Below are 20,065 nucleotides of genomic sequence, written 5' to 3'. Positions count from 1 at the left end.
CGAGGCTCATCAGCGAGTGGTGGAGAAACCGCCATCCAGGGGGATGACAGCGCCAGTGATGTAGGCGGAAGCCGGAGAGGACAGGAAGATGGCAGTGCCAGCGGCGTCCGACTCCAGGCCGGTGCGGCGGCGCGGAATCACCTTCACGATTTCATCGCCTTTAACCTTGAGCATGTGCTCGGTCATCTTTGTTTCGAACGGACCAGGGGCGATGGCATTTACGTTGATATTTGCCTTCGACAGATGGGCTGCCAGGTGACGAGTCAGGTGGTGAACCGCTGCCTTACTTGCCGAGTACGAGTAGTTGCCGAAGTCCGGGCTAGTAAGACCGTCGACAGAGCCGATGTTGATCACTCGAGAAGGATCTTCATTGGTGCCCGCCGCTTGCAGGGCGCTGCCAAGCTTCTGGGTCAGGAAGAAGATCGACTTGAGGTTCAGGTCCATAACCTTGTCCCAGCCGCTCTCCGGAAATTCGGAGAAGTTGGCACCCCAGCTCGCGCCGGCGTTGTTGACCAGAATGTGGAGCTTCGTCTCACGGCGAAGGAATTCCTGCGCGAAGGCGTTCACTTGCTCCATCGAGGACAGGTCAGCTGCGATGCCTACTGCTTCGCCGTACTGCTTCAGTTCGGCTTCGGCTTCGGCACAGGCTTCCGCTTTTCGGGAAACCACATAGGTCTTCACGCCAGCCTGAACCAGGCCTTTGGCGATCATCAGGCCGATACCACGGGTGCCACCGGTAACCACGGCGACTTTGCCGCTCACATCGAAGAGATTGCTTTTAGTAGTCATGTTTTCGCTCGCTTATGGATTGACCTGGTACGCCTTCAGCGCGCTCTCGATCTCGACAGAGGCTTTCAGTCGAGCGATGCGCAGCGCGGCATCAGGCAGCAAGTAGGAGAAATAGAACTGCGCTTCCGCACGCTTTGCGGAGGCATCGATGGGCAGATCAGCGTCGTCCAGCGCTGACAATGCGCGAAGCCACAGAGTCGAGATGACTGCATGGCCGATCAGCCAGAGGAACTCGCGAGCACACTGCAATGCAGCAAACCGCGAAGACTGCATATCGGCCTTGAGCAGGCCGACTGCTTCTTCGAGCATGTTCAGCGTGTCCAGGGTGCGCTCGGTATAGACATTTAGGTCTGCTGGCACATTCAGCTCGGCAATCTGGCCGCGCAACCAGCCCAGCACCGCATCCACCGGCTGCGAACGGCCGTCATCAAGCCGGCGAAGTACCAGATCGAGCGCTTGAACATCGTTGGTGCCTTCATAAATCGGCAAGATCTGTACATCACGGAGCAGCGCCTCTACACCGGTGTCCTTGATGTAGCCGTGCCCACCATGGGTCTGCATCGAGGCGGTAGCCACCTCGACGCCGATCTCACTGCACACGGCTTTTGATACCGACATGAGCACCGGCAGTAACACGTTCGAGACCATACGACGGCCGTTGTCATCGGCTGATGTTTGTTCATTCACCAAGGCGGCAGTTAGAGCAAGCATCCGCGCCGATGATGTCAGGGTGCGCATCCGAAGGATCTCACGGCGGATGTTCGGGTGATCAGCAATGCGGATCGCGCCCTTCGCTCCATCGATCAGGTCACGCCCTTGCAGGCGCTCACAGGCATAGTCGACAGCCTTCTGGGCTGCCATCTCAGCAACCCCAATGGCCTGGAAGGAGGTTCCGAGGCGTGCCAGCTTCATCATGTTGAACATGCCCATCAGGCCTTCGCCGGGTTTACCGACGATCCAGCCCTGAGCGTTGTCGAACAGGAGCTCGCAGGTTGCCGACGCGTGGATACCTAACTTCTCTTCCACTCGGGGGCAAACAACGCCATTGGGCTCAATCCACTGTCCTGCGGCATTCGGCTTGCGCTTCGGTACGATGAACAGTCCCAGCCCAGCAAGCCCGGCAGGCCCACCTTGGACGCGTGCCAGGACGAGATGGACGATGTTGCTGGTGAGGTTGTGATCTCCACCAGTGATGAAGATCTTCGCCCCGGAGAGCCGATAAGTACCGTCATCCGACTCTGTTGCAACAGTGCGGATCAGCGAAAGATCGGTACCGCATTGGGGCTCGGTCAGACACATAGTGCCGTTCCATTCACCGCTGCCGATCTTTGCGAGGTAGGTTTCTTTGAGATAGTCCGAGCCAATCTGCTTCAGCACGGAATAGACGCCAAGGCGAATGGCCGTATAAAGCGAGAAAGCCATTGCACCGCTGCTCAAGACCTCGTCGCATGCGAAGCCAAACGACAGCGGAAGACCCTGTCCCCCATCCTCTACAGCAGTGTGCAAACCGCCCCAGCCATCAGCAATGAAGTCCTGATAAGCGTCGCGGTAGCCTGCAGGGGCTTTGACGCCGTCGATGGTCACCTGGCAACCCGCGCTATCAGCCGATGCTGCTAGTGGCAGCAGTCGGTCATTCACGAAGTTGCCCAGGCTCTCCAGAACGGTCCCCAAGGTCTCAACCGAGGACTCTTCGTTCGCGATGAAGCCGAACTCCTTAGCCAGCACATGACTGGCTAGGAACTGATATTCCCCGGTCGGGGCCTTGTAGGTTGTCATCGGACTGGCCTCACTCGCCCTTGAATTCCAGAGCCCCTTTCACCAGCAGTTCCGCACCTTCCTTGGCGAACAGGTCAACTGCATAGGTCATGTCGCGGGTAGCGAAAGTGCTCGGACCGGATTCGATGACTCGCTGATCAGCGGCGGACTGGCCGTGACCCACAGCGGTATTGATGAGTTGCTTGGAAGCGGCGTACGCCACGGTCGGACCATTGGCGAGCTTCATGGCATAGGCACGGGCCTTGGCTTCCACTTCAGCGTCCGGAACGATGCGGTTGATCAGCCCCCAATCCTGCATGGTTTTGGCATCGTAGATACCAGCCGAGAAGACCATCTCTTTGGCGCGGGCCAGGCCAACGCGAGCTACCAGACGCTGAGCACCACCGAGGAGAGTGGTGGTGCCGATACGGGCTTCTACCTGACCGAAGTTCGCACTTTCGCCAGCAAAGATGATGTCGTGGATCTGGGCGATCTCACAGCCACCACCCAGGCACATGCCACGGATAGCTACTACGGTCGGAAACGGCAGGTTTTCGAAGCGCTGCATCTCCGGAATGGAGCGGTTCAGCATACGACGGGCAAAGTTAGCGTCCTGGCCCAGGAAGTTTTCGATGATGTGGGCACCGGCGCAGAAGTGATCACCTTCGGCCAGAGTCAGGAACGCACGCGCCTTGTTCTCGATGGCCTTGTCTACAGCGTCCATCAGGCCGCGGAACGAGTTGAAGGTCAGGAGGTTCATCGGGCCGTCGCAGAAAGTTGCGATTGCCAGCGGGCCATCCATTTCGAATTTAACGGTCATTTTTCTTCTCCTGCTTTGGGTTTTATCGGGCAAGCCGATACCGGCCCCCGCAGTAGCGGGGATTGTTCAACATGATGGTTTTCATGAGGGGAGCCTTTGAGGCTCAGGCCACTCCGCGCCCCTGGGCCTTCCAGTAGGGCTCTCGAATCAAGCGCCGCAGGACTTTCCCTGTAGCGTTCCTAGGCAAGTCATTAACGAAGTCCACAGATTTGGGGACCTTGAAGCCCGCCACCTTGCCTTTTGCATGGGCGATGAGATCTTCAGCCGACAAGGAAGAACCGGGTTTCCGAACGACCACGGCCTTCACAGCTTCTCCCCATTGCTCATCTGGAACGCCAATGATTGCTACGTCAGCGATTTCCGGGTGGCTGTAGAGGATGTTCTCGACTTCGGCGGGATAAACGTTCTCTCCCCCCGTGATGATCATGTCCTTCTTCCTGTCGTAGATGTACAGGTAACCTTTCTCGTCGATGTACCCCACATCTCCTGTGAGGAACCAACCATCCTGGATTGCCGACAGAGTGTCCTCTGTGCGATTCCAGTAGCCCTTCATGATCTGAGGCGAACGGCAGATGATTTCGCCAATGTCCCCGACAGGGACTGGCTGCCCGTAATGGTTGATCACTTGCAGCTCAACACCTGCTGTCGCCGCGCCGCATGAAAGAGCCAGGTCGCCATTGCCCGCCAGGATGGAGTGGTGATCATCCGGGGTCAGATACGTCACGGGACCTGAGGTCTCAGTCAGGCCATAGAGCTGGCCGAAGCCGCTATGCGGAAGTGCTTTCATGGCCTCTTTTAGCAGGCTGGTGGCCATGGGCGCTGCGCCATAGAGGATGGTCTTCAAGCTCTTGCAGGCGAGACCAGTCTTCTCCATCGCGGCTATCAAGCCGCGAACCATCACTGGAACCATGATGGTGAGCGTCACCTGTTCACGCTCGATAGTGGCAACGATGTCGGCCGGAACGAAGTCGCGGCTGATGATCAGCTTCGATCCCATCGCAAGGCCATAAATACCCAGAATCGCGCCGGCAACATGAGCATGGGGCAGGCAAAGCAGAATCACATCCTTAGGGCCGATTTCCTGGCATGGACTGATTCCGCCATTCTCCAAAGCAGAGAGGGGGCCTTTGAACACGTTTTCACTCGTCAGGCGCACACCCTTCGGAAGACCAGTAGTGCCACTGGTGTACATCTGCAGGCAGTCATCAGTTGGAGTCATCGTGGATTCAAACGGCATGGCCGATTGCTTATCTCGCCACGCGGAGAACTCATCGCCCATCACGATGATGTGATCGACATACTTCAGTTGCGAACGGACTTGCTCGATCATCTCCACGAAGGCCAGTCCGATGAACAACACGCGACTCTGGCTATCATTCACAACCTGTACGACTTCGGTTGCAGAAAGACGGCTATTCAGGGGGGCGATGGCCAGGTTGGCGCGAGCAGCGCCTAGCCAGACCTCGAAAAATTGATCGCTGCTGTGATCCAAGATTGCTACACGTTCTTGATCCGTCACACCGAAGGTCAGCAGGCCATTGGCAACCTGATTTGCACAGATGTCCAATTCATGAACGGTCGTAGATTTGTCGCCGAACACCAGAGCGGCGTGATCGGGGCGGGTGTTGGCTGTAGCGCGAGCGATATCAGCCAGAGTCAACTCTGCCATCACAAGTCTCCTGAAGCGCCCTGATTGTTTTTGGGGGGCGCTTTTCGAGACCGATGCTAGGTGACATCCAAAATCAACAACGTCTTCCAGAAGACAGTGTTTTGAAGATTTCTGCGGAATCCGTCAGTGCTCTGACGACTCTCCCCGGCCATGGCGTTGGTGCTCACCGATATAGCGCTTGAGGCCTTCCAGATCTTTGATGATGATCTTTCCGTAGTCCGTTTCAATCAGCCCGAGCTTGCGAAGCTCTGTAACCACCCGGTTAACGCTTTGCCGCGTCGTACCGACCATCAAGCCGATGTCAGCCTGCGACAACGATAGATCGGCACCCTCGATAGAGGACTCTCCCATCTCCGACAGCCGCAAGAACCGCGACGCCACCCGCGCTGCGACCGGCTGAGTGAGCAACTCTTCAATCAGCTTGAGAGCACCACGCAGACGCCGGCTGCTCTGGGCTGAGATTGCAGATTCGATTTCGTGATGGGTAGCGCGGAGAGCTGCAAAGTCCTTTATGGACCAAGCCCTGGTCGCCACCTCTCCGCGAGCCAGGATGGTGACCGAATAGGGATCGTCATCGACCACCGAGCTGTCACCAACAAGGTCGCCCGGTTTATAGATGTAGACAAGGACCTCTTGCCCATCCTCAGTGAGAATGCATTGGCGGATCTCACCGGAGATAATCTGGAAGACGTCCGAGACTGGATCGCCTTGGGCATAAATGGTCGCCCCATCGGGGAAGGTTTTGATTCGTGCCTTTTCAAATAGTGCCTTGCGGATGCTAGGTGCCAGATCTTCAACCCAATTGAAGCCGCTCATTGTTATCGGTCTCCTTCGTGACACCTTGTGGTATCGACCACCAAGCAGGCACTTGGCAGGTGATACGACGAAGCTTCATCACAGCTTGCGAGTCACCTATCGGTCGATGCACAGTAGCTAACCAAACGATTGGTCGAAAAATCACTCTAAACAAACAGTCAGTAACCCGTCAAACGACCATCATATAATCCACCCAAGCCTTGCAGGTTCAGCCAGTGCGACCACAGAAAATACCGCGTGATGAACTAATGGGCCGTTGCTCCAAGGTATTCAGGCGCTACGGCTACCACGGAACCACCATGGACACACTTGCCGCCGCCTGTGATCTGACCAAGGCGTCCTTCTACCACCACTACCCGAACAAAGAGTCGTTGATGAGCGACGTGCTCAAATGGACGCACGAGCGCGTCAACGAGGCAATGTTCAGCATCGCCTATGACCAAAGCCAGCCGGAGCTGAAAAGGTTTCAAGACATGGCAAAGAGAGCCAAAGGCCTGTTCAAGGAGGATGGCATCGGCTGTCTGATGGGCGTGATAGCGATAGACGCGACCTACGCCCTCCCCAATCTGATGCCCCAGATCAGATCGTTCCTTGATGTCTGGGCTCAGGCCCTAGCGCAGTTATTCATGGGAACAATGAACAAGGCTGCCGCCTTGGAATATGCACAGCAAACAGTGTCTGATTACGAAGGAGCGATTCTCGTAGGCAGGATCTATGGGGATTTCAGTTGCTTTGATCACGTCACTGAAAGGGTCCTGGATTCATTTATCCAGCAGATGCAACTCCAGCAAGAATCAAAACGTCCTGATTAAAAGCACTAAGAAACCGGATATGTGGGGATCTGGTGGACTACATGGCACCAAGTCTTCACCAGTTGCCTTCACTCAACATCAGGCTCTTGGACTTTAAATCCCAACACCTCGTGATCGAATAATTTCCCAAGACACACCGCCACCACGAACGGTCGCGGCGATCTGTTGCCCCAGGCATGGTTCGATGATCGGCTTCCATGGCACCAGGCTGAATCCCTTACCATCATCGAGCACGGCATAACGTCCACTGGCGAGCATGACGCTACGCCGGTAGATGCCTGTCACGCGCAGGCCATCAAGGATCGGACGATGCTCCAACCCGGTTTCGGCAGCGATACTCCGAGCGGCCTGAGCAAGTTCCCGATTGCGCAACGTCGCCAGCAGGTTACGCGCCAGGATCACACGCCGACCTTGCTTCTCGGCCAGCCCCTGCTCGACCAGGAAGTCGGCGCGCTGCTGCATAGCCTGCCTCACCTCACCGGCAAATCCGAAGTCGCCCAGCCCTCGCCCACCGCCGATCAGTTGCTGGTCGAGCCAGGTGGCGCCAATTACACGGGCCTGCTGTTCAATCGGCAGGTACGATTTCAGTTCCATAGCAACGCCCCCTAGGCGCTGCGCGTCGTACTGGCGGCCACGCTCGGGCAAATCGTCCGGCACCTTCCACAGCCCTTCAGCCACACGCTCCACGATACCGGCACGACGCAGGGCTTCGAGGCGGCGGACGTGAGTCGCCACGACCTCCTGCGGATCGCGGCCAGCCTTTGCCTGGCCCCGGGCAACCGCCAGGTGATGGTCGGTGCGATACAGGCCATCGCTCGCCAGCGCGACGATGGTGCGGTCGGCCGCGCGTATCTCAGCTGAGCCACGCACCTCCACCACCGCTCCTGTGGGGTAACTCGCCAGTTCATCGCGGGCGTTAAGCGCGACGTAGTGGGCCTTGCCGTCGACACCGTCGATGACCAGATACCCCCGGTCGCGTAGCTCGTCGGCCAGCCCTTTGGCGGTCACCCGGCCGATCACGGTACGACCCTCCTCTCCCGGATCGAACACCGACAGCTCGCGCGGCTGACCGCCCATGGCTCGCTGCAGGGTACGGATGATGTCGCCACGCTCGCCCAGGGCGCGCAAGGTCTTTTCCGCGCCCGCTTGGACGGCCCAGGTGCCGGGCTGTGCCTCGTCGGCCAACCCCATGCACTGCAAGCGTTGCAGGCGACCGATCAGCAGCAGGCGCAGACGTTGCAGGCGGGGCTCGTTGAGGCGCTCGACATGTATCAGGCCATCGTCGCCAGCCTCACGCTTCAGCGTGCGATCCAGACTCGTCCAGCGCTCCTGCTCCACCTCGCGCTGCAAGGTCTGCTGGATCTCCAGCTCAGTGCGTGGCCCCAGCCATTCGGTGGCCAATTCCGCGGCCCGGTGGCGGAAGCCGTGGGCGATATAGTCACCGGCGATGATGAGGTCCTTGCCAGTATCGTCGCGCCCGCGCAGGACGATGTGGGTGTGCGGGTTATCGGTGTTCCAGTGATCCACCGCCACCCAGTCCAGCCGCGTGCCCAGGTCGGCCTCCATGCGCCCCATCAGATGCCGGATGTAGGTGCGCAGGTCGTCCAGCTCGGCACCATCCTCTGGCGCGACGATGAAGCGGAAATGGTGCCGGTCGTCCTGGCAGCGCTCCCTGAATGCGCCGAGGTCGGCCTCGTCCGCCTGCGGTCCATAAGCGCGGCCCGGTTCGCCGTCGCGGCCAGCGCCGTCGCGCTCGATGTAGCGCAGGTGCTTGGCCAGCGACCGTGGGCTGGCCTGGCGCTGGTTGACCAGCAGGGTCTTGATGGTCACCCGGCGCGAGAATGGCGTAAGTGAGGCGTCCGCGAAGCGCGCCGCCGTGTGCCCACGCCCCAGGCGCGAGCCGGGCCGCTGACCGGCGTGTTGTCCCTTGTCACCGGCCAGCACCGGACGCCGTACAGCCGACTTGCCACCGGCCTTGCCGACCTGCTTGAGCACCTTGGAGACAAAGCCCTTGCCCCGGTTCTTCGGGGCGTTGGGCCGAATGCGGAAATCGTCGTCACGCCGGTCGGTCATGGCTGTTCCCCCGTCGAGCCAGGGCGTGTCCTGGCGTGTGAAGCACACGGGTATGCCGGCATCGGCGCGTGTTGCGCGTCGCACACAGCACGGTGATGAAGCCGCGCCGTGCCGCTCCTCCCCCACGTGCAGACTGGTGTTGCGGGCGAGCAGGTGCCGCCCCCTTTTGTCTTGCCTTCCGCTTTTGCTCTGCTCTGCCCCCCTGGCCTCGGCGGCCAGGCGGCTCTGCTGCACCAGCAGCCAGCCTTTCTGCGAATGCACCAATGGCTGCAGGCCGGACGCGTTCGAGGCAAGACAGCTGCACGTAGGACAGCTGCGCCGGACGTTGTGCGAAGCGTGGTGCGGATGCGCCCGCGCTGCACGTGCGACGACACGGCGACAGCAGCGAATCGGCGACCATCATGGATGTGTCTCCGACCAGATCGGGCGCGCGACGCCGATCACGGCGGATGTGCTGACCGGCCCGAAGTAGCGGCTGTCGAACGACGCCGGGTTGGTCACGCTCAGCAGGAACAACTCGCCCTCGATCAGCGGTCGGCAATGCCGCCAGGATGGCAGCGGCCGGCCCAGGCGATCGGCAGGCAACGCGGTGGCCACCGGCACGCCGTCGATACGTACCTGGCCGGCGACGATGCAGACGTGTTGCGGCGCAACCGCGCCCACGCGCTTGAGCAGAGGGATGTGCGCCGGCAGGTAGCCGCGCTGCGCAGCGAGTGCGGTAGCGTCGGCAGGCAACCGGACCAGGACGATGCTGCCCACGGACAATGGACGTGGCAGCGAGCCAGCCCGGTGCTGGAGTGGTTCGGCGCGATACCAGCCGACCGGAACGCTGTCGGACGGGTTGTAGATCAGGCGCGGCAGCGGCTGCACGACGGACGCCCAGGCCAGCGCAGCGAGGCCGACGGCGGACAGCCCCGCAAGGGCGATACGAGCGCGCAGGCGCGAGCGAGGACGCGGTGCGGGGCTTGTCGTGGAAACGATGGTCATGACAATGACCTCCCGGCGAGCCAGGCGGCGTGCCGCTCGGCGGTGTAGTCGGGCAGCGGCGAGCGTGCAACGAGCCGGTTGCCCAGCGTGCGCCAGTACGCCGGCGATGCGGCGACGGGGGCGATGCCCAGCGCCTCGATGGCGTCGATGCGTTCGAGCACGGCGCGCACCGTGTTATCGCCTTCCGTATGCAGCAGCAGGCGCGCGCCAGGCAGCACGCCGGGGATGCGCTGCACGGCGTCCAGTGGCGTGCAGGCCTGCATCACCATGAGTTGCCAGCGGATCGTGCCGTAGTCGTTGGCCTGCCAGCGGATGCGGCAGAAGACGGCGCCCGGCAGGAACACCGCGACACGTCGCCAGTGATCCAGTCGGGTAATGCGTGCCGGCTCGCCGAAACGCAGGTAGAGCTTGATGCGCTGCTCCACATAGGTGAGCGAAACGCGGGTCAGCTGCGCGGCGTCGCTCTGGCCGGCGAGCACCGCGAGCGATGGCGGCGGCGCAGGCGTGGTCTCCGAAAGCTGAGCATTCATGGGGATTTCTCCGGGAACTCGCGCTCCAGCAGCGCGCGCAGCAGATCGGCGACCGTTACCCCCTGGGTGAACGCCGAGACCTTGATGCGGGCGCGCATGGCGGGCGTGATGTCGAGAGTCAGGCGTGCGGTGTAAAGGTCACCTTTCTGCAGGCCGCCGGCGCCACCTTGGCGAACCCACGCCTCGGCGTGCGGATTCGCCGGCGGACGCGCGCCGATGGCCGTGCGTTTACTGCGCTCGCAGGTCATGCTGTCCACCGCAGCAGTTCGTCGACCAGCACGGTGATCTCGCGCGCGGCGGCGCTGTCCGGCGCCGTCTCACGAGCGAGTCGCCCGGCGGCCACGCTGTCGGCGAATACGATGCGCTGGCGCACCTCCGCACGCAGCGCCGGCAGTGGTTGGTCGGCCAATGCCTGGCGCGCCTCGCGGCCAATGATGGTGGTGCTGACACGCCGGTTGATGACGAAGGCCGCCGCCAGTTGCGGCCGGAACACCTGCGCCTCGCGGATCAGCGCGACCATCTCGGCACTGGCCCACAGATCGTAGGGGCTGGGCTGCACCGGGATCAGAACGCGCTCGGCCGCCAGCAGCGCGGAGCGCGCCAGGGCGGCGATGCGCGGTGGTCCGTCAATGATCACATGATCGGTGCGACGCGCCAGTTCGGGCGCTTCTTGGTGCAGGGTTTCGCGGGCAAGGCCCACGGTGCTGAACAGCCTGGGCAAGCCTTGCTGGGCACGCCGTTGCGTCCAGTCCAGCGATGAACCCTGTGGGTCGGCATCCAACAGGACGACCTGCTGACCGCGCAGCGCCAGTTCGCCGGCGATGTGGGTGGCGAGCGTGGTCTTGCCGACACCGCCTTTCTGGTTGAGCAAGGCGATGATCATGGCGCGGCCCTCCCTGCTGGAAAGCCGGCCTGACCGTGCCGTTTCGCGGTTGCCCACCGAAACGGCGCGCCCCTACAAAAAGTTAGAGCTTTTAAGTTAGAGAAGTTAAGAGAGGCTGGAGCCCGCGCAGGTTCTGGCCTGCAGGGGATTTCGTACGCCCGATAGCACGATAGTGATACGCCTGATAGCACGATACCCCGTACGCCTGATAGCACGAGCCCATTCACAGGTTTTACCGCGCTTATCCCCGTGCTGTGGGCGACACGGGCCGGAACGTCAGCAGCTCCACGTTGGCCTCCGGTATACGCTCGATGCCGAGCACATAGCCGGGCAGCGACTGCCGCACCACCAGGGAACGCAGGTCGCAGGCGAAGTCGCAGAACCTGGCCGTGCTGCCCGACTTGCGATGCAGGTGGCGAAAGTCGAACTGCCAGCCGTCCGGCTGCTTGCCGCCATGCTTGCGCACCAGACGATACAGCCAGCGCTCGATGCCGCCGGTGAGCCGGAAGTACGCCGGGTCGATGGTCAGCACCAGGGCGGCGTCTAGCACGCCCGCGTAGAACCAGTCCGACAGGATCAGCTCGATGCCCAGCGGCGTGCCGCGGGCGTCGGCTAGTTCCTTCCATTCGTTGATCCAGGAGAAACGGTGCAGGCGCCGGCCGCTGGTCTCGCGGATGGAGGTGGCCACCGTGGTCGACTGCAGGCGATCCAAGGCGGCCTTGAGGCGCTGGTAGTCGCGCAGCGACACTCCGCGCCCGATGAAGCGCAGGATCTCGTAGGGCGTGGCGCGCATTAGGCGCGACGGGTGCAGGCCTGCGTCGCGCGCCGCGACGATCTGGCTGGCCGCCCAGATCAGCACGTCGGCATCCCAGATCGTGGCGATGCCATGTTCCCGCGTGCCCTCCACGCGTACGGTGACGCCGCCGGACTGGAAGTCGATCGGCGTGGTGCGCCGCGACTTCGCCAGCGAGAAGAACGGGTAGGCCATCAGGTCCTGGCTGTCGCGCGGCGCCATGTCGCCCGGCAAGGCGCGGAACAGGTCGAGCTGTTCCCGCTCCGGTGCCGGGTTGGACATGGCGATGGCCTCCGGCGAGCCGCCGATCAGCGTGCACGGCTGTCGGCCGAGTGCTGCTCGGCGTACTCGGGATCGGAGGTGGCCTCGAAGCTGTGCTGGTCGGCCCAGGCATCGAGATCGGCGACGGCGTACATGACGCGCCGGCCGAACTTGCGAAAGCGCGGGCCGCCGCCGATCACGCGCTGCTTCTCCAGCGTGCGCGGCGACAGGCGCAGGTAGGTGGCCGCCTCGTCGTTGGTCAGGTAGCGCTGCGGCTGGGCAGTGGGGGCGGGTTGCAGGGGCTTGGCGTGGGCGGCAGCAGGTCGCACGGGAGCGGGTCGCATGGGGTGAGCCTCCATCGTTCAGGGCAGCCCGGCCACACCAGCGCAGCCGGATGGAGGCAGTCTCAGAAAGGCCTGGAGGTCTGCTCAGGGTCGTTTTACGGGCTGCGTCGAACGGCCCTTCCCGCGCCCGTCGAGCTGTGCCAGGTGGCGATAGCCGCCGAGCATCAATGTCAGGCCGCGCCGCACCAGGCGACGCACTTTCGAGCGCAGGCCGCTATCGGCGTGCCAGCCGTCGGTCACTGCCGCCGGGCCGAACAGCCCCGCGGCCACCTCGCGTAAGGACGCCCCCGCCAGGGTGGCATCAAGCGCTTGCAGGGTCTGCAGCTCCAGCAGTGCGGCCGAGCTAGGGCGAGCCGCCACGAGCGGCGCGGCATCTGCGGTGATGGCCAGCCTGCCCAGCTCGGCCGCGATGGCACGGAAACGTGCGCAGGGGCTGGCGCAGGCCCGGACGGCGTGGACATAGGCCATACCCTGCTCCAGGCCTGGCGCAAGGGTCAGCCGCAGGCAGCAGCCCGGCCAGCGTGTCGTCAGCAGCAGGCGCCGGCCATCATGGACCAGGCTTTTGCTGCCTGGGAGGTGCCAGAAGTCGAATGCCACGGAGTCGGGCACGGGATCCACATCGGGATACAAGTGGATCAGCTCCGGGTGGTCGGGAAACCAGGCCGGATGCGCGTCACGCGCGTCCAGGCGCGGGTCTTCCAGCAGGCGCAGCCCCCAACGTTGCGCCGCTTCGGGCCGACGCTGGCGATCCCGCCAGTCGCGGCGGTATTCCGGGTTTCGGCGCAGGTACTCCCAGGCCAGGGCGAGGTCATCCAGGTGCAGGACGTAGAGATAAGCGGCGGTGGGATACCACTGCTCGGCGTTGTGATCGGCCATGCGGCAACCTCCCTTTGCACAGGGTCCGTCGCCACGGGCTCGCAACGCGAGGTCAGCGCCTCCTCGACACAGCAGTAGGTGGAAATACGTCAAACGACAGCATCAAGACCGATTGACTCCGAAGCGTTACGCGGATCGTCCGAATGCGACAGAGCCGCCGCCCATCAATGGTGCGGCGCCAGGCATATCCTGCAGCCTTAAGCGGTGGCCATCGTGATCGATTGGGTCAGGCTTGTAGCGCCTGAGTGCAATAGTGCCGATTGAGATGGCATCGGTCTGGATTCAGATCAAATCGGTCACAGTGCCCCGTAGGACGACCTGGGCGGGATAGCCCTGATGGGTCAATCCATGATCGAGCCGTTGAGCTGCGCCAGCCGTGTGTACTCCGACAGCGTGCGCGTCGCCCGGAAGTACAGGTCGCGCATGACCGGACGCTTGAGCGGCCCGACGATGGACACCAGCTCGGACAGCTTCACGGTGCCCAGCGCCGGCATGCCGATCCCCACGTCGCACAGACCATAGGCCGTGTCTCCGTCGACCGGATCGAGCGCAGCCAGAAGCCAGGTCGCATGCGCGTCGGGGGTGAACAGACGTACCACCGGCCGCAGGTCGACGGCCTGGCCCTCCGCCCGAGCACGACCGTTCGCCAGCATCTGTGAGTGCTCCATCTCGGTGATGAGCGATAGGGTCATGACCGCATGCCGGAATGCACCCCCGCCCTACCTGCAGGCGTGGATGCGCTGAGGTGCTTTCGCACGGACTCGCCAATACGCCGATGCGGATTCGTGCATTCGTCCAGATTCGCCAATCCGCATGCCGGCAAATCCGTAAAGGCGCCAAGGCGTGAAATCGACATTGCGCAAGTCAGGAAAGGCACAGATGCGCCTCCGCTGTTCTGGTGAAGTCCACCGATACAGGTTTCCGTAAAAGCACGAAAAATCCGGCAATCGCATCAATGAGTTAAGTATAACGTGGTTTTGATTCTCCCTCGATCGGACGCTTCTGTCCATGCAGAAGCGATCCGTCCAGCCCGGCCGACCGGCCGGCACCACCACCTTCGACGCCGAGTTGGCACAAGCCTTCGGCGCGGCGGTGCGCGCGCTGCGTATGGAGCGCGGCATTGCGCAGGAGTCGCTGGCGAACCTGGCTGGTGTCGAGCGCTCGCACATGGGCAAGGTCGAGCGTGGCGAGCACATGCCAACGCTGGCGATCATCTTCAAGATCGCCGGCGCGCTCGATTGCAGTACAGCGGTGCTGATGGCTGCGACTGAAAGCCAGCTCGCCGCTTCCAGGGCGTAGTCCCGCGACAGCGCCCCGCCGCAACGGGCGGGGCGACGAGGTGGCCGTCAGGCCGCCGGCTTGCTGCGCGACCAGATCAGGTTGTGCGTACCGTCCTCCTCCTCGATCAACCGGGCGTAGATCGTCGCCGGGAACGAAGGATCATCGAGGGTCACGGACAGGTAGGGCCGCTCGGCCTGGCTGACTTTCTTCCAGGCCGCGCCGATGTCGTAGCCACCAGCCGCCTGGATGCGGTAGTCGGGGGCGTTCTCGCTGTTCCTGTCGTTGGAGACGAACTTGACCTTGACGTTGAGCGTCAGGGTGCGGACGGTGCCGGTGAAGCCGTCGTTCTGAGCGGTAAAGGTGCCGATGTTGGCCATGATGATTTCTCCTTGCGGGGTAACCAAGGTCGCGCCCATCGCGTCCTTGTTGTGATCCGGCAGGCGGTGGACGGGCTGGCCGCACCGCACAGCGGCCGCAACAGCGTGGAGGACCGGGAGGCGCACAGAATTTGTGGGCGAGGAATCCGCGCAGCGGAGGGGAAATTGTTTGCGCCGGACGGTTGCGGCTATGAAGCTCGAGGCGCAGCCGTGCCGCCGCCAGGATTCACGACAAGCCAAGGACGCACCGGGCCGAACCTCCCCGGAAGGAGACAGGGCCGACTCAGTCTCCCGCGTGACGGCTTCACCGGCCTGTACCTTGACGCGGGGCAAGACCAACACCCCGACGACGGGCGAGAGCGCCCTTGCCACGTCCTGCGGCAACAGGCTTAAGGCGTGGACTGGAAGCGCCATAGCGTGGCCGTGCTGCATGCCCGTGGCCCGTCCTTCGTGACCTGGAGCTAGCAACCGTCAGCGTCGAGGAAGGCACGTGCATACACGATCTGCCGCAGCAAGCCGGGGCGCAGCCCCAACGCGCTCTGCCCGTTGCGGCGGGGCGCTATCGAAAAGCCCCCGCACCAGTGGCGCCGATTGCCATGGCGCACCAGGTACTGGTGCGCCACCTCGTTACTGCTTGGCAGAAGACGGCAACAGGGGCTGCAAATGCATTTACCTCCATGAAAAATTTGCATCGCAATGACGACCGGGCGCCGCTCTAATCATTATTTTTCAAGCGTAATCGGCCGAGAGCAGTCCTTGTCCAAGACAACCTGGAGCATCTCCTCCCGACTCGCGCCCCTAACAAGCCAAGCTATTTCTCATCGCTGTCGATGGCACACTGCTGCGTAGCGTTGCTCAGCCTGCCTCACGGTTACACCACGCACGGCTGGGAGCTTTGGGCTCTTGATCCCTCCACATGGCTTTCAGTAAAGCTGCGAGCACCGAAGCCTGGGATTATTCTGGTGATTCGAGCGGCTACCCATGCTGATCGCCCCCCTCCTCGGCTCCTGAAGGCCACAACCATAAATGCGAATCAGCATTATTTGCAGCCATCAATGACCCTGCTATAGTCGGCTCCGTTGGCCCTCTGTTAGCGCCAACGGACATCATGCACAGCTATGGAAGGTGAAGTAATGAAAGTCCCACTTCTAAGTGCGATTGCACTTGCAGCTATGGCTGCTCAAAACCTCTCTTATGCCGGCCCAGTTCAGGACGTTGCTAAAGAGGTGCAAACCCAAGGCTGGTTCAAGTCCTGTAACCAAGTCCTGCCCAAACTGGCTGCTCTCGCTGAGCCCTCACAAAAGTCCCCTGAGTGGAAAACCTACATCACGTTGAAGGCAGGCTGCCTCTCGGAGCTCCGCCGTGATGCAGAGGCAATCGCGTATATCAACAAGAAAGTCCCTGCTGCCAAAAGAGATAGTGATATCAACGAGTATCTCGGTACGAGCTATATTCGATTAGGCAGCTACGATAAGGCGACGGAAACTCTTGAGGCATCTTTGGCTGGTGCCGACAAGAGCAGGCTTGCAGAAATCTATAGCAAACTGGCACTGACCTACACTCAACAAGCTACGCAGCTCAACGCCACCGAGCAAACTATGGCTTTGAGCAAGGCTGAGGCCGCCGCGCGCAACGCCATCAAGCTCGGCAAAACCGGCGCTCCTCAGTTTTATGCTCAACTGGGGCAAATCCAGACATTCAAAGGCGACTTCATAGCTGCCGAAAGAAGTCTTAATAAAGCGCTAACTGCGAATGAGAGCTTCCAATGGGAAAAGCCAGAGTTGAGGCCCATTATGGAAGTCGAGATTCTGATGGCGAAGAGTCACGTTAGACGCTATCAAGGCGATGAAGCTGGTGCGGATTCCCTCGCAGAAGAGGCTATTCAAAAGTCGCCGACAGAAAGCCTGAAGATTGCCATGCAGCAAATTCACAAGGCAGCGAGGCCTGATAGTGCATTGAGACAGAAGAGCCAGGAAGCGAGCACCGACGAAACCAGCGTGCTGAATCAGGTCTATATTCCGCTTGACGAAGAAATCTAAGGAAGGATTAAGTTATGAAGAAGGCAGTTCTGCTTGCAACCATTTTGGGATACTCCCTTTTGCCATCGACATCATTTGCAGGTTACTCCTCTGCGATGATTCGCATGTGCCCAGGCCCTTCTGAGTATTTCCCCTGTATCACACAAAACATGATGGTAAACATCAACCCACCGCCTGTAAAAATCTGGCTGTGAGATCTATCGTATTGGCGTTTCTGATGGCGCCAACACTATTGATAGCCGGCCCTCAGGAGCCGGCTCTCAATCTAGGCGACACATCTTGCTCCACTCTTAGCGAAAGCCCTACACCATCCCTCGTGCATGACTCAACAGTGTGGACTGAAGGATTTCTGAGCGCTTCTCATCCTGAGATACCGGAGTGGAATGATCGGGTGCAAAAAATGTTCAGCAGAAGTCAAAAGGAACTCTTCTTGATTTCATTTTGCACTAAATATCCAGATCGAAATCTTCGAGATGCAGCCCTGTCTCTACTTGAGGTGATTGAGCATAACAATGCCGTTACCCCAAGAAATCTTTAGCTGTTGGCTCATGGCGAGGCAGTAACCACTTCTCCGAAGCCGTGGTCCAGCGCAGAGCCTTAATTTGGGCTAAAGAAGGCACATTGCCATCTCGTGAGCTATAAACATCCCAAACGGAAATCACCCTAGAGGGATCTGCTCATGAAGCGTGCTGCACACGCCTCCTCGCCACACCGCACTGCCCACCCTGTCCAAACTCGAATTCTCCCCATGACGCTGGCTGCTCTCACTGCCATAGCATCAGGCAGCGTGCGCGCGTACGACATGAACCCTATCAACGTGGATTGCTGGGGAAAGGACACACTGTGTCGCATCACCAACCTCAGCGCCGGAGTGAAGCGCCCGGTTCACGAAACCATTACGCTTTTAGCGTACGACTACTACGTGAACCCCGAGGGTGCCAGAGGTGGAGTTGCGCAAACCACCGCTGAAAAATTAAAGCAAAGCGGCATACTCAGAGACTTGGTACTCGGAAGCGAATGGAACGACGATCCTGACTCATTACTGCGGCAAAATGTCGTACGGTCATTGCAGTGGAATGCTCTGTTCAAGGACGCCCAGCTGCAAGCCAAGTGCAAAGTTGACGGCGCACAACCTCAGTGCAAAGGCGTAAAGATCACTGACACCCCGATGATGCTATATCGGAGCCACTTTGGAGACTTCCAGTTCATCCATGCCATGGCATCAGATCAGTCCGAGACTGCTGCCGACACTAAAGCCAAAATGATGAAGTGGGCCGAGTTCACCTACACCTTATCCATTTCCTCAAACAAGCTCGGCAAAGAGACCATTGATGGCCCAGCAGTGTCGGCCTTCTCTGACATTGCCAGCACTCTCAAGAGACAGGGCTGGACTGTTGGCGCCCTGTTTGACCCAGTACCAGGTGGTGAATGGAAATCCTCGTTCCTCTCTGGGAAGGTTGGCAGCTACAAGCCCTCAGGAAAGCCCAGAGCACAGGTCACCTACAGCGACCCCAGGGATGCCGCGAGCATCAAGCACATTGCCCTCGGCTCGCTACTTCACATGGTGCAAGATTCCTACTCTGACGCACATACAGAGAGGGTCTTGGGTTGCAACCCTTTAAGCAGGGAGAGAAAAGACATCGTCTCCTTCAGGAACTACGTCAACCAGATCGCTGAGGATCACGCCCATGCGGATATACACCCGAAATGGCTAGAAAATGGCGAGCTCCAGAAGTACAACCCCGTCTGGGCATCCGCCAAACTCATCCAATTCTCGTTTAACAAGATACCCTGGGCAGGCAAAGGCGGCGTAGAGGAGTTCCTAGACAAAGAAGTTTTGCCGCTATCAAACCCTGGAAACCTCCCCTCAGAAGGTGATGTGGATTGCTATTTAGGCACTCAGTAACCCCCCATTACTTGTCGTTACACTTCGCCTCTGGTTGAACTCTATGACCTCTACTATGTATCCTAGAATCACTTAGCATCGGACCAGGAATTGCCATGTCGATAATTGCAGAATACAAAGCTCTCGAAGCTCAGATCGCTGAGCAGCAGAAGCGTCTGGAAGCCCTGAAGGGCGACGAAAAACTGAAGCGTGAAATCGAGTTTGAAACCAAACTCCGCGCCCTGCTGGCTGACTACAACTACTCACTGCGTAACGTCATTTCCCTGCTTGATCCTAAGGCCGAGAAGAGCGCTGTAGCCTCCGTGAAAGGTGCACGCAGGGAACGAACTCTCAAGCGCTACAAAAACCCGAACAACGGTGAAATAGTGGAAACCAAAGGCGGCAACCACAAGGTGCTGAAAGCCTGGAAAGAGCAGTACGGTGCCGAGAAAGTGGAAAGCTGGCTTCAATAAGCTTTTCCAGCCTATACCGAAGGGCCGCGAAAGCGGCCCTTGCCGTTTCTGAGACGTACGCACATTCCGAAGCGTAACGGTAGCTGCCAGCCAATAGCCGCCATTTACGGACCGACTTTGGCCGGTTGCTGCCTGTCTCAACAGCGACCTCAGGTCAAAAGCGGCGATATCATGTGCCTTGCCGCCCCGGGTAAAGCACCTTGCACACCCCCATCCAGACTCCGCGACCTCCTGAGCATCAACGTCATGCGGTAGAAATTCTGGACGATGAATCCTTCGCGTCAAACATGGCTGCCGTAGAATGCGGGCGCCTTTCCCCAGTTCAATGAGACGCCTGTGAACCTCACTGACGCAACGATAGCACTACTGCTTGCAGCCAAGATTCACGGCACGGATGCAGCAGTGCAAGCCACCGCCAAGCGTTGTTCCCAACGTCTCTCCCGCAGCAAACGCGACCTCATGTTTACTGTTGTAAACAGTCGCGAGCCCCTGAAGCTGGTCGAGCACATCGCTCAGCATCTGGATCTGGACTAGCGCCACAGTCACCAGACGACTGGTGGTTTCGGCGCTGTTGCGGGCGCTTGGATGGAACCGGCACGGCA

Annotated in this window: 22 protein-coding genes; 6 read left to right on the top strand and 16 right to left on the bottom strand. The window is 60.4% G+C overall.

Features of this window, described 5'->3' with window-relative positions; genetic code table 11:
• Positions 1-9 precede the first annotated feature (9 nt).
• The 5 genes from N7640_RS14360 to N7640_RS14340 form a co-directional block, all read right to left on the bottom strand.
• Positions 10-789: an SDR family NAD(P)-dependent oxidoreductase gene (locus N7640_RS14360; protein WP_279904002.1), complete on the bottom strand. Its 780-nt coding sequence runs from the start codon at positions 787-789 to the stop codon at positions 10-12.
• A 12-nt stretch (positions 790-801) separates the two neighbouring features.
• The gene (locus tag N7640_RS14355; RefSeq protein ID WP_279904003.1) at positions 802-2,565 is read right to left on the bottom strand and encodes an acyl-CoA dehydrogenase; all 1,764 of its coding nucleotides are present in this window, start codon (positions 2,563-2,565) and stop codon (positions 802-804) included.
• Between the two features lie 10 nt (positions 2,566-2,575).
• Positions 2,576-3,364 carry an enoyl-CoA hydratase/isomerase family protein gene (locus N7640_RS14350; protein ID WP_279904004.1) on the bottom strand — a complete coding sequence of 263 codons (789 nt, stop codon included), beginning with the start codon at positions 3,362-3,364 and terminating at the stop codon, positions 2,576-2,578.
• A 103-nt stretch (positions 3,365-3,467) separates the two neighbouring features.
• Complete coding sequence (locus N7640_RS14345; protein WP_279904005.1) at positions 3,468-5,033, bottom strand: long-chain-fatty-acid--CoA ligase; 1,566 nt, start codon at positions 5,031-5,033, stop codon at positions 3,468-3,470.
• A gap of 123 nt (positions 5,034-5,156) precedes the next feature.
• Positions 5,157-5,849: a Crp/Fnr family transcriptional regulator gene (locus N7640_RS14340; protein ID WP_279904006.1), complete on the bottom strand. Its 693-nt coding sequence runs from the start codon at positions 5,847-5,849 to the stop codon at positions 5,157-5,159.
• 215 nt (positions 5,850-6,064) lie between these two features.
• On the opposite strand from N7640_RS14340, the gene N7640_RS14335 reads away from it, so the two are divergent.
• Positions 6,065-6,661: a TetR/AcrR family transcriptional regulator gene (locus tag N7640_RS14335; protein ID WP_279904007.1), complete on the top strand. Its 597-nt coding sequence runs from the start codon at positions 6,065-6,067 to the stop codon at positions 6,659-6,661.
• Between the two features lie 93 nt (positions 6,662-6,754).
• Here N7640_RS14335 and N7640_RS14330 read toward each other — a convergent pair whose 3' ends face one another.
• From N7640_RS14330 to N7640_RS14290, 9 genes are all read right to left on the bottom strand, one after another.
• The gene (locus tag N7640_RS14330; RefSeq protein WP_279904008.1) at positions 6,755-8,734 is read right to left on the bottom strand and encodes a relaxase/mobilization nuclease and DUF3363 domain-containing protein; all 1,980 of its coding nucleotides are present in this window, start codon (positions 8,732-8,734) and stop codon (positions 6,755-6,757) included.
• 399 nt (positions 8,735-9,133) lie between these two features.
• Positions 9,134-9,721 (bottom strand): S26 family signal peptidase, encoded by a 588-nt coding sequence (locus N7640_RS14325; protein ID WP_279904009.1) that lies wholly within the window; start codon positions 9,719-9,721, stop codon positions 9,134-9,136.
• Positions 9,718-10,251 carry a DUF2840 domain-containing protein gene (locus tag N7640_RS14320; RefSeq protein WP_279904010.1) on the bottom strand — a complete coding sequence of 178 codons (534 nt, stop codon included), beginning with the start codon at positions 10,249-10,251 and terminating at the stop codon, positions 9,718-9,720. The genes N7640_RS14325 and N7640_RS14320 overlap by 4 nt, the downstream gene beginning before the upstream one ends.
• On the bottom strand, positions 10,248-10,499 hold the full coding sequence (locus N7640_RS14315) for a chromosome partitioning protein ParB (RefSeq protein ID WP_279904011.1): 252 nt from the start codon (positions 10,497-10,499) through the stop codon (positions 10,248-10,250). Before N7640_RS14315 ends, N7640_RS14320 begins: the two co-directional genes overlap by 4 nt.
• Positions 10,496-11,134, bottom strand: a complete 639-nt coding sequence (parA, locus tag N7640_RS14310; protein WP_279904012.1) for a ParA family partition ATPase — start codon at positions 11,132-11,134, stop codon at positions 10,496-10,498. The genes N7640_RS14315 and parA overlap by 4 nt, the downstream gene beginning before the upstream one ends.
• Before the next feature lie 241 nt (positions 11,135-11,375).
• A complete protein-coding gene (locus N7640_RS14305) occupies positions 11,376-12,209 on the bottom strand; it encodes a replication initiator protein A (protein WP_279904013.1) in 834 nt (277 codons plus the stop codon).
• 26 nt (positions 12,210-12,235) lie between these two features.
• Entirely contained in the window at positions 12,236-12,532 is a 297-nt protein-coding gene (locus N7640_RS14300) for a helix-turn-helix domain-containing protein (protein WP_279904014.1), read from the bottom strand.
• Between the two features lie 84 nt (positions 12,533-12,616).
• Entirely contained in the window at positions 12,617-13,408 is a 792-nt protein-coding gene (locus N7640_RS14295) for a DUF2285 domain-containing protein (RefSeq protein WP_279904015.1), read from the bottom strand.
• Between the two features lie 341 nt (positions 13,409-13,749).
• A complete protein-coding gene (locus N7640_RS14290; RefSeq protein ID WP_279904016.1) occupies positions 13,750-14,100 on the bottom strand; it encodes a DUF2958 domain-containing protein in 351 nt (116 codons plus the stop codon).
• A gap of 316 nt (positions 14,101-14,416) precedes the next feature.
• Between N7640_RS14290 and N7640_RS14285 the strand changes: the two genes are divergently transcribed.
• The gene (locus N7640_RS14285) at positions 14,417-14,707 is read left to right on the top strand and encodes a helix-turn-helix transcriptional regulator (RefSeq protein WP_043545592.1); all 291 of its coding nucleotides are present in this window, start codon (positions 14,417-14,419) and stop codon (positions 14,705-14,707) included.
• Between the two features lie 47 nt (positions 14,708-14,754).
• On the opposite strand, the gene N7640_RS14280 is transcribed toward N7640_RS14285, so the two are convergent.
• A complete protein-coding gene (locus N7640_RS14280; RefSeq protein ID WP_279904017.1) occupies positions 14,755-15,066 on the bottom strand; it encodes a DUF736 domain-containing protein in 312 nt (103 codons plus the stop codon).
• 1,133 nt (positions 15,067-16,199) lie between these two features.
• On the opposite strand from N7640_RS14280, the gene N7640_RS14275 reads away from it, so the two are divergent.
• The 4 genes from N7640_RS14275 to N7640_RS14260 all read left to right on the top strand — a co-directional run bounded on the left by N7640_RS14275 (position 16,200) and on the right by N7640_RS14260 (position 19,463).
• Complete coding sequence (locus tag N7640_RS14275) at positions 16,200-17,105, top strand: hypothetical protein (RefSeq protein ID WP_279904018.1); 906 nt, start codon at positions 16,200-16,202, stop codon at positions 17,103-17,105.
• 14 nt (positions 17,106-17,119) lie between these two features.
• On the top strand, positions 17,120-17,299 hold the full coding sequence (locus tag N7640_RS14270; protein ID WP_279904019.1) for a hypothetical protein: 180 nt from the start codon (positions 17,120-17,122) through the stop codon (positions 17,297-17,299).
• A 554-nt stretch (positions 17,300-17,853) separates the two neighbouring features.
• The gene (locus N7640_RS14265) at positions 17,854-19,011 is read left to right on the top strand and encodes a hypothetical protein (protein WP_279904020.1); all 1,158 of its coding nucleotides are present in this window, start codon (positions 17,854-17,856) and stop codon (positions 19,009-19,011) included.
• 95 nt (positions 19,012-19,106) lie between these two features.
• Positions 19,107-19,463: a histone-like nucleoid-structuring protein, MvaT/MvaU family gene (locus N7640_RS14260; RefSeq protein ID WP_220814349.1), complete on the top strand. Its 357-nt coding sequence runs from the start codon at positions 19,107-19,109 to the stop codon at positions 19,461-19,463.
• Positions 19,464-19,826: 363 nt separating this feature from the next.
• Here the strand turns inward: N7640_RS14260 and N7640_RS25525 are convergent.
• Positions 19,827-20,065 (bottom strand): hypothetical protein (locus tag N7640_RS25525; protein WP_347881135.1); only part of this gene is annotated, 239 nt, incomplete at its 5' end.

The organism is Pseudomonas sp. GD04015, from assembly GCF_029837675.1.
Classification (GTDB): Bacteria; Pseudomonadota; Gammaproteobacteria; order Pseudomonadales; family Pseudomonadaceae; genus Aquipseudomonas; species Aquipseudomonas paralcaligenes.
The sequence above is the reverse complement of the archived record's forward strand: the minus strand, read 5'-3'. Positions and strand labels throughout refer to the sequence as shown.